Source organism: Hyalangium sp. (assembly GCF_035629615.1).
In the GTDB taxonomy this organism is placed as follows: Bacteria; Myxococcota; Myxococcia; order Myxococcales; family Myxococcaceae; genus Hyalangium.
The window spans coordinates 1-6,501 of sequence record NZ_DASPHO010000330.1 but is presented as its reverse complement, the minus strand read 5'-3'; the positions used below and the strand labels follow the sequence as shown (position 1 = coordinate 6,501).

The 6,501-nt window shown below is 70.2% G+C and carries 5 protein-coding genes; all 5 read left to right on the top strand.

The annotated features are described in order from the left end of the window. The coding region (locus VD972_RS16620; RefSeq protein WP_324988120.1) for a hypothetical protein at positions 1 to 1,309 on the top strand (1,309 nt) is incomplete at its 5' end. 94 nt (positions 1,310 to 1,403) lie between these two features. Further along, on the top strand, positions 1,404 to 2,942 hold the full coding sequence (gene gpmI, locus VD972_RS16615; protein WP_324988117.1) for a 2,3-bisphosphoglycerate-independent phosphoglycerate mutase: 1,539 nt from the start codon (positions 1,404 to 1,406) through the stop codon (positions 2,940 to 2,942). A 418-nt stretch (positions 2,943 to 3,360) separates the two neighbouring features. Next, complete coding sequence (locus tag VD972_RS16610; protein WP_324988123.1) at positions 3,361 to 4,083, top strand: ComF family protein; 723 nt, start codon at positions 3,361 to 3,363, stop codon at positions 4,081 to 4,083. Between the two features lie 177 nt (positions 4,084 to 4,260). Continuing rightward, positions 4,261 to 4,806: a chemotaxis protein CheW gene (locus VD972_RS16605; RefSeq protein ID WP_324988115.1), complete on the top strand. Its 546-nt coding sequence runs from the start codon at positions 4,261 to 4,263 to the stop codon at positions 4,804 to 4,806. Between the two features lie 219 nt (positions 4,807 to 5,025). After that, positions 5,026 to 6,501 (top strand): tetratricopeptide repeat protein (locus VD972_RS16600; RefSeq protein WP_414654074.1); only part of this gene is annotated, 1,476 nt, incomplete at its 3' end.

Genomic DNA, 6,501 nt, shown 5'->3' with positions numbered 1-6,501 from the left:
CGGGCGCTCATGGCTGGCCCGTAGCCCCGGGCGCTTCCAGGTCATCGTGGCCTCCCTCGTGGACACGTGGGCCTCGACGGGCATGGGCGCGATGACGCTCACGGAGAACTCGCTCTACACGCGCGAGGCGTGGCGGCTGTTCCTGGAGAAGCTCCAGCCGGATGGCATCGTGAGCTTCTCGCGCTGGTACGATCCCGAGCGCCCCATCGAAGTGGCCCGCCTGGTGGCCCTGGTCTCCGCGGCGCTGCGGGACCGCGGCGTCGCCGAGCCCTCGCGCCACCTGCTGCTGGTTGCCCGAGGAGAGCTGGCCAACATCCTCGTCAGCCCTTCCCCGCTGCGACCGGAGGATGTGGCGGTGGTGCGTGAGCGTGCTCTCTCGGGGGGACTGCGCCTCCTGCTGGTTCCGGGGGAGCCTCCCGCCTCGCCTTGGCTCGCGGCGGTGGCCGAGGCGGCCGACGATACGAAGCTCGAGGCGCTGTCCGCGGAGGCGGGCGTCGACTTGACAGCCACCACGGATGACCGGCCGTTCTTCTTCCTTCAGGTGCCGCTCTCGGCGTGGCTGTCTCCGTCGAAGATCCAGGCGCTGCTGAGCTCCGGCGGCGGCGGGATGCTCCGTGGCAACGTGGTGGCGGTGGGGGCCGTGGCGACCGCCTTCGGGCTCGCCTCACTCCTCGCGGTGGCGTGGATCCTCCCTCCACTGTGGCGGCGAAAGAGCACGCTGGCCCCCCTGCACCCGGCGGGCCGGCTCATCGTCCCGGCGTGGTTCGCCTCGCTCGGGCTGGGGTTCATGCTCTTCGAGATCGCCACGGCGCAGCGACTCCACCTGCTGTTGGGGGATCCTACCTGGGCGCTGGCCCTGACGCTGGCGCCGCTGACGCTGGCCGCCGGACTGGGCGCCACGCTGTCCGAGCGCCTGGATCCGACCTCCGGACGGACCCTGCTGCTGCTGCCGGGCATCGCCGCGCTGGTCATCGCGCTGTGGTCGGTGGTGCCCTCGAGCGTCATCTCGGCGGTGCTGGCCCGCTCCTTCATAGAGCGGGCGCTGGTCTGCGTGCTGGTGGCGGGCCTGCCCGGGATCGTGCTCGGGTTCCTGTTCCCGCTGGGGCTGCGCCGTGTGCTGGCCGTGGCGCCGGAGGCGGCTGCGTGGTGCTGGGGCGTCAACGGCGTGCTGTCCGTGGTCGGCTCCGGGGCGGCGGTCTTCCTCTCCGTGTCCTGGGGAATTGGCGCGACGCTCGCTTGCGCGGCCGGCGTCTACGGCCTGCTGGCCCTGGTGGCACCGTCCATGGCCCGCCTCACCGCCCGGCAGTAAGACCCAGGGGCTCTGCCGCCCGCCGGACGACAGCCCAGCCGAGCCCTTGCACTTTTCCCTCCATCCGCGCGTCCAGGTGGGTAGCTTTGGTCTCATGAAACCAGCGCACAAGGTCCTGCTCTGTATTCTGGATGGCTGGGGCATCCGCAAAGAGCGCCCGGACAACGCGATCCTCCTGGCCGGTACCCCTCACCTCGATCGCATCTCCCACGACTCTCCCTTCACCGAGCTGCAGACCTCCGGTCTCGCCGTCGGCCTGCCCGAGGGACAGATGGGCAACTCGGAGGTCGGCCACACGAACATCGGCGCCGGCCGGATCGTCTACCAGGACCTCGTCCGCATCAACCGCGCCGCCGAGTCCGGCGAGCTCGGCAACAACCCCGTCATCCGCTCCGCCATGGAGAAGGCCAAGGCAGACGGCAAGGCCTTCCACCTGTTCGGCCTGGTCTCTCCGGGCGGCGTACACTCCTCCATGGAGCACCTGTACGCCCTGCTCAAGGCGGCCCGGGAGCGGGGGTTGCCTCAGGTCTACATCCACGCCTGCCTCGATGGGCGCGACACCCCGCCCCAGAGCGGCCTGGGCTACGTGGAGGAGCTGGAGCGCTTCCTCAAGGAGACCCAAGCCGCCCGCATCGCCACCGTGAGCGGGCGCTACTACCCCATGGACCGCGACAAGCGGTGGGACCGCGTCAAGCTCGCCTATGACGCCATGGCGCTGGGCCAGGGCCCCAAGGCCCCCGACGCGCTGTCCGCTATCCGCGCCTCCTACGCGGAGAAGATCACCGACGAGTTCGTCAAGCCCACCGTCATCACCCAGGGCGACGGCTCCCCCGTGGGCCGCATCCGCGACGGGGACGTGGTCATGTGCTTCAACTTCCGAGCGGATCGCGTCCGCGAGATGACTCGCGCGCTCACCGATCCGAGCTTCAAGGAGTTCGACCGGGGTGGGCTCACGCTCGGGCGCTACATCTGCCTGACCCAGTACGACGAGACCTTCACTCTGCCTGTGGCCTACCCGCCCGAGCAGCCGCAGGAGATCTTCCCGCAGCTGCTGGCGGAGCATGGCCTCAAGCAGCTCCGCACCGCGGAGACCGAGAAGTACGCGCACGTCACCTTCTTCTTCAACGGCGGCCGCGAGGTGGTCTACCCCGGCGAGGACCGGTTCCTAGTGCCCTCGCCCCGCGATGTGAAGACGTATGATCTCAAGCCGGAGATGTCCGCGCGCGAGGTGACGGCCGAGCTGGTCAAGCGCATCGACTCGAATGCGTACGACTTCGCGCTCGTCAACTTCGCCAACCCGGACATGGTGGGCCACAGCGGCAACCTGGAGGCCGCCATCAAGTCGGTGGCGGTGGTGGACGAGTGCCTCGGGCACCTCGGCGCCGCGTGTCAGCGCAACAACTGGGCCATGGCCATCACCGCGGACCACGGCAACTGCGAGCTGATGAAGGATCCGGTCACGGGCGAGCCGCACACCGCGCACACGCTCAACCCCGTGCCCTTCCACCTGATCCACCCGGACTTCCGCGGGCACAAGCTGCGGCCCGGCGTGCTGGCGGACATCGCCCCCACGCTCTGCAAGGTGATGGGCCTGCCTCAGCCCAAGGAGATGAACCGGCTCGGCCTGCTCTGAGAGCAGCGCGCAAGGAGCACGTCCCACAGCCCTGGATGTGGGCCCACGTGTCTTCATGGCATGGGTGCCTGCAGCATCCCAGGCGCGGCCGTCTGAGGGTGGGAGCAGCGACTGGCGACTGGGCCCCAGGCCGGGGCTGCCCTACGGCGGCGGATGGCGCGAACCTGTATGACAAGCATACAGGTTGGCATGGGCTGTCCCCGGCAGCTCGTCCCTGGGGGTGGCACGAACCTGTCATACAAGCAGACAGGTTGGCGCGGGCTGCGCCCGGCAGCTCGCCCTTGGCTGAGGTCCACCGTCCACGCCGCTGGACGGTTCATCCACCATGCGGGACCCAGCCCCAGTATGCGGGAAGCGCGCTCTGCGTGTGCGCGCTCGGCTCCCAGGTGCTGGCCCAGGATGTGCTTCACCGCCCGTGATGCGTTCTCACCCCTCATCGCTCCTCCACGGGCTCTTGGAGCTGCTCTACCCGCCCGCGTGCCTGGCCTGTGCGCGGGTGCTCCCGGCCCACGCCTTCTTCTGCGAGACGTGCGACACCGCCTTGGAGCGCGTCCCTCCCGCCTGCTGCCGCACCTGCGCCGAGCCCGGCACCTTCCCCTCAGGCGAGTGCCCGCGGTGCCGCAACCATCCGCCGCCCTTCACCCGAGCCTGGGCGCCCTTCGCTCATGAGGGGCCCGTCTCCCGTACCATCCATCGCTTCAAGTACGAGGACCACCCCGAGCTCGCCCAGCCACTCGCCGAGCTGCTCGCGCACGAGGCCTCCTCCTTCCTCCGACGAGCCCCCGCCCTCCTCGTGGCCCTCCCGCTCCACGCCCGCCGCTTCCACGAGCGGAAATATGATCAGACCCAGCTCCTCGCCGGCGCGCTCGCAAAGGCCACCGGTCGCCGCGCCCCCGCGGGCCTCCTCACACGGACGCGTGAGACGAAGCGCCAGGTCGGGCTCTCGGAGACAGCCCGCGCCCACAACGTCGCAGAGGCCTTCACCGCCTCCCCCTCAGTCACCGGCCAGGCCCTCCTCCTCATCGACGACGTCTTCACCACTGGAGCCACCACCCGCGCCGCCGCGATCGCCCTCCGCTCAGCCGGTGCCGCCCACGTCGAGGTGCTCACCATCGCCCGCGCCTACAGCCTCGCCTCCTGAGCGACAAATCTCACACTTCGCCCTACGGCGGAGTATCCTGCCTTTCCTGATGACCAGGGCTTATGCGACCGAAGGGTTTGGCTTGTTTCCTCAGATTTTAGATCGTATATATTTTCACAGCCCAGTTGTGCATGAGACCGGCCATCACACCCCCCTCCCTCTGATCGAGGTGACCCTATGACACTGGCACTGGTACCAGGGCAGGCCGAGAAGTACTCCACCTTCGTCCTCGGCGGAGAGCACTACGCGATCCCCGCCAGTTGTGTCCGTGAGGCCCTCTCCAACGTGGCCGTCATCCACGTCCCCGCAGCGCCCCGCTTCATGCGCGGCGCCATCGGTGTGGCTGGCAGGCCCGTGCCAGTGGTGGACCTCGGCTCCCGGCTCGGCCAGGCCTTCCGCTCCACCGCCGCTCGCACCGGAGTGCTCGTCGTCGAGGTGCAGCACGAGGGCCAGACGATGCTCCTCGGGCTGACGGTCGATTCGGTGGGCGCCCCCGTCCACTTGAGCTCGCGGGATGTGGTGGCCGCGCCTTCCTTCGGCGCCACCAGCAACATGGACTCCTTCATCGCCGGCATGGGCCGCCATGGCGATGGCCTCGTCCTGCTGCTGGACGTGGACCGCATCCTCTCCGGCTCCGAGCTGCTCGCGGCGGACGAGTTCGCCGCCTGCGCGGAGCTCACCCCCGGCTCGCCCCCGAGGCCGCGGCACCTGCACTCCGTCTGAGCCTGCTCCCTCTCCACTCGGAGGGACAGGCGGGCTCCTCTGTCCTCACGCCCCGGCTGGCGCTCCTCCTTCCCTGGAGAGGTGCCCCGGGGCTGCGGGTTTTTCTTTGTCCAAGGCCGCATGCAGGGGAAGGTGCTCCCCCTGGCGACTGTTCACGGGGTCGCCCCCAGCCAGGGGGCCCCCATGGCCCACCTTATTGAAGGACGAGGGATACGACGGATGTCGCGCTTCACATGGCTCGCCGCAGTCTTCGTGCTCACCTGCCCGCTCCTGGTCCTCGCGAAGCCCGCGGACCCTACCGCCGCGGCCGCTCAGGCGTATGCGGACAAAGCCCTCGAGCTCGCCTCCTCGCCCCGTGGCACCGCCTACCTCATCCGCCTGCATGCGCTGGTAGAGGATCTGGAGGACATCACCCCTCTGGCGAACACCTACGCCACGATCGCCAGCAAGCGCAGCGCTGATCCCGGCACGCGCACCACGGCCACCCTGCTGCTCATGGACCTGGAGCGCGCCCGCGGCCGCACCGTGCGCTCCGCCGAGGTGCAGCGCTCGCTCGGCTTCATCGGGGACTTCTACGTCGTCGGCGGCTTCGAGAACGAGGGCAAGAGCGGGTGTGACACCGACTTCGGCCCCGAGGCGGCCACGGTGGATCTCTCCACGAAGTTCGCCGGCGCCAAGGGCCGCGAGGTGTCCTGGCGCAAGCTCGCCGTCACCCCCACGGATGGCTACGTGGACCTGGCCGCCGCAGTGCGCCCCAACCGCGAGGCAGTCGCCTATGCGCTGACGTGGCTCGAGGCGCCCGCGGAGACGCAGGTGGCGCTCGGAGTGGGCACCTCCGGAGGCTTCCGGCTCTGGGTGAACGGGCAGCCCGCCGCGCGCGAGGATCGCTACAACCTGCCGCGGCCGGACCAGAGCCGCGTGGCCGTGAAGCTGCGCAAGGGGCTCAACCGCGTGCTCCTCAAGGTGTGCCAGGAGACCGGCCCGCTGGGCTTCTACCTGCGCCAGGAGCCCATGGCCGGGCGCGGCTCTGTGCGCGCGGTGCTCCCCGCGACTCCGCCCGCGCTGGAGCGTGGCACGGCCCCGGCCCCCCAGCTGCTGCCCACCGTCACCTCCACGCTGCAGGCCCTGGTGGAGAAGAAGCCGGAGGACGCCACGCTGCGCGGCGAGTACGCGACGGTGCTCTCCTTCTTCCGCACCTATGACGAGCGCGAGCACACCGCCACGGTGGAAGCGGAGCGCGCGGCCAAGGCCGCCCCGAGCGACGTGGGCCTGCAGCTGCTCGCCGCCTCCAACCACCGCGACGACCAGAACCTGAAGCGCCACTTCCTGGAGGCAGCCCTCCAGGTGGCACCGGACTCGGTCTCCGCGCGCGTGGCGCTGGCCGAGCACGAGCTGGATCGCGGCCACCCGGAGCGCGTGCCCCCGCTGCTCACGCCTGTGGTGGAGAAGGTGCCGGAGTCGGGCGGGGCGCGGCTGACGCTGGCCCGCGCGTACGAGGCGCTGGGTGAGACGGCCAGGGCCCAGTTGATGGTGGAGGAGACGTTCCGCCGGCTGCCGCGCGTGCCCCGAGTCGTGCGTACCGCCGCCATGGCCTCGCGCAAGCTGGAGCGCACCCAGGAGGTGCTGGATCGGCTGCGCGTGGCGCTCGCGCTGCGCTACGACGACTCGCCGAGCCGCCGCATGCTGGCCTCGATG